Annotated in this window: 2 protein-coding genes; one reads left to right on the top strand and one right to left on the bottom strand. The window is 63.2% G+C overall.

All coding sequences use genetic code 11. The annotated features are described in order from the left end of the window. A partial coding sequence (locus VGR67_08875; protein HEV8336514.1) for an NAD(+)/NADH kinase occupies positions 1-620 on the bottom strand: 620 nt, incomplete at its 3' end. Positions 621-901: 281 nt separating this feature from the next. Here VGR67_08875 and VGR67_08870 point away from each other — a divergent pair. After that, positions 902-2,787, top strand: a 1,886-nt coding sequence (locus VGR67_08870; protein HEV8336513.1) for an ATP-dependent Clp protease ATP-binding subunit, incomplete at its 3' end; no start/stop codon positions are given.

The raw sequence follows: 2,787 nt of genomic DNA, 5'->3' as shown, positions 1-2,787 counted from the left end.
GGACTGATGGGGGTGAGGATCAGCGCATGGACGGCGGGATTGAGGATCGGCCCCCCTGCAGCCATGGAATATGCCGTCGAACCAGTCGGAGTCGAGATGATGAGCCCGTCGCCCCGCAATCCTGTGACGAATTGGCCATCGATGGAGATCTCCAACTGGACCATGTGGGACAAGGCGCCCTTGCTGAGCGCCACGTCGTTCAGCACGGAGGCGGCGGCGACCTGCTTGCCCATCCGGACGATGCGGGACCGCAGCATGAGGCGTTCCTCTTCCACGTAGGTATTGGCGAACACCTGTTCCAACGCCTTGAAAAGTTCGTCGCGCGTGACCGCAGTGAGGAAGCCCAGCCCCCCAGCGTTGACGCCCAAGATCGGAATGGGGCGGTCTTCGACGAGGCGGGCCGCCGCCAGCATGGTGCCGTCCCCGCCGAGGACCACGAGCATGTCGGCGAGCGTGGCGAGGTCCTTCTTGGGATAGGAAGTGCTTTCCCCGATGATCTTGGCGGTGGCGGGATCGAGCAGCGGGTCCTTGCCCCGAGCCCGCAACCAGGGGACGAGCTCCGTCAGGAGGGCCTTGGTATCGGGCGACTCCGCTTTGACGAGAATGCCGATCCGTTTCATGGGCGGCATTTTAGCCCGGATTGTTCATGAATATCTACTACGTCGTCCGATCCTCTTGTCTCGAACGGCTCGGTACGACATCCATGAACAATCCTGGCTAGCCGTCCCGATTGAGTGTCAACGCAGGCGATTTCGGGGTAGTACCTACAGTGATTCTTGCGGTGGTCGCACCCGTGTGGCGGTGGTCGCTCGAGAGCGCCCTTGACACGCTCCCGACCACCCGTTAGAATACGGTCACGGGTTCCCCACGAACGGCCCGGCCCACCTGGAGGAGACACAGGATGTTTGAACGGTTCACCGACAAGGGCAGAAAGATCATCGTCTTGGCGCGCGAAGAGGCCGAGCGGCACCAGAACGACTATCTGGGCACCGAGCACCTGGTCCTGGCCATCCTTCGCGAGACCGACGGGGTAGCCCTGATGATCCTGAAGAAGATGGGGCTCTCCACCGAGCAGATCCGTCTCGAAATCGAGCGGAACCTGCCGGGAGGCGGCACGACGATGACCTTCGGAGAGATCCCTTTCAGCCCGCGGGTGAAGAAAGTCATCGAGTACGCGGTCGAAGAGGCCCGGTTGCTGGGCCACAACCACATCGGCGGCGAGCACCTCCTGTTGGGCCTGCTCCGCGAGGAAGAAGGCATCGGCGGGAAGATTCTCCGGAGCCTCGGCGCCAATCTCCTGACCGCCCGCCAGTTGACCGTCTCGTTCCTACGCAAGAGCTCGCCGCGGGAGCGCGACCGGAAAAGCAATACCCCGGCGCTGGATGAATTCGGGCGGGACCTCACCCATCTCGCGCAGGAGGGCTCGCTGGATCCGGTCATCGGCCGCCTGGACGAGATCGAGCGTGTGCTGCAGATCCTCAGCCGGCGCACTAAGAACAACCCCGTGCTGATCGGAGAAGCCGGCGTCGGCAAGACGGCGATCGTCGAAGGCCTCGCCCAGCGGATCGTGAGCGCGGAGGTGCCCGACAATCTCTTGAACCGTCGCGTCATCGCGCTGGACCTGGGCTCTCTCGTGGCCGGCACCAAATACCGCGGCCAGTTTGAGGAACGCCTCAAGGTCGTCATGAAGGAGATCGTCCAAGCGGGCAACATCATCATCTTCATCGATGAGCTGCACACCCTGGTCGGGGCCGGGGCGGCGGAAGGGTCCATCGACGCGTCCAACATGCTGAAGCCCGCGCTCTCGCGCGGGGAGATCCAGTGCATCGGCGCGACCACCCTGGACGAGTACCGCAAGCACATCGAGAAGGACGGGGCGTTGAAGCGGCGCTTCCAGCCAATCTACGTGCAGCAACCCAGCGTGGAAGAGACCATCCGCATCATCCAGGGCCTGCGCGATCGCTACGAGAGCCACCACGGGGTGGAGATTACCGAAGAGGCCATCACCGAAGCCGTCAAGCTGGCGGACCGGTACATCACCGACCGCTTCTTCCCGGACAAGGCCATTGACGTGATCGACGAGACCGGGTCCCGGGCCAAGCTGCAGGCCTACGCCCTGCCAGGCGATCTGCGGGCGATGGAACAGGAGTTGAAGAAGGTCTCGCGCGAGAAGGAAATGGCGATCGCGCTTCAGAACTTCGAGGAGGCCGTGAAGTTCCGCGAAGAGGAAGAACGGCTGCGGAAGCTGCTGGAGGACTCGAAGCGCGAGTGGAAGAAGAGCCAGGAGAAGAGCCGGCCAGTCATCGCGAAGGAGGACGTCTCCTACGTGGTCTCCAAGATGACCGGGATCCCGCTCTTCAAGCTGGAAGAGGAGGAGTCCCAGAAGCTGCTGCGGATGGAAGAGGCGTTGCACAAGCGCGTCGTCGGCCAGGAGGAAGCCGTCTCCGCCGTTGCACGGTCCATCCGGCGCTCCCGGGCCGGGCTCAAAGAATCCAAGAAGCCGATCGGGTCCTTCATCTTTTTGGGACCGACGGGCGTGGGGAAGACCGAACTGGCCCGGGCGCTCGCCGAGTTTCTGTTCAACACCGAGGATGCCCTCATCCGGATCGACATGTCCGAGTACCAGGAGAAGTTCAGCAGCTCCCGCTTGTTCGGAGCGCCTCCCGGCTACGTCGGGTACGAAGAGGGCGGCCAACTCACGGAGAAAGTCCGCCGCCGGCCGTACTCGGTGGTGCTCTTCGACGAGATCGAGAAGGCGCACCCGGATCTCTTCAACGTGCTCTTACA

It is taken from the genome of Candidatus Polarisedimenticolia bacterium (assembly GCA_036004685.1).
GTDB lineage: Bacteria > Acidobacteriota > Polarisedimenticolia > Gp22-AA2 > AA152 > DASYRE01.
This window is presented reverse-complemented; position numbering and strand designations above follow the sequence as displayed.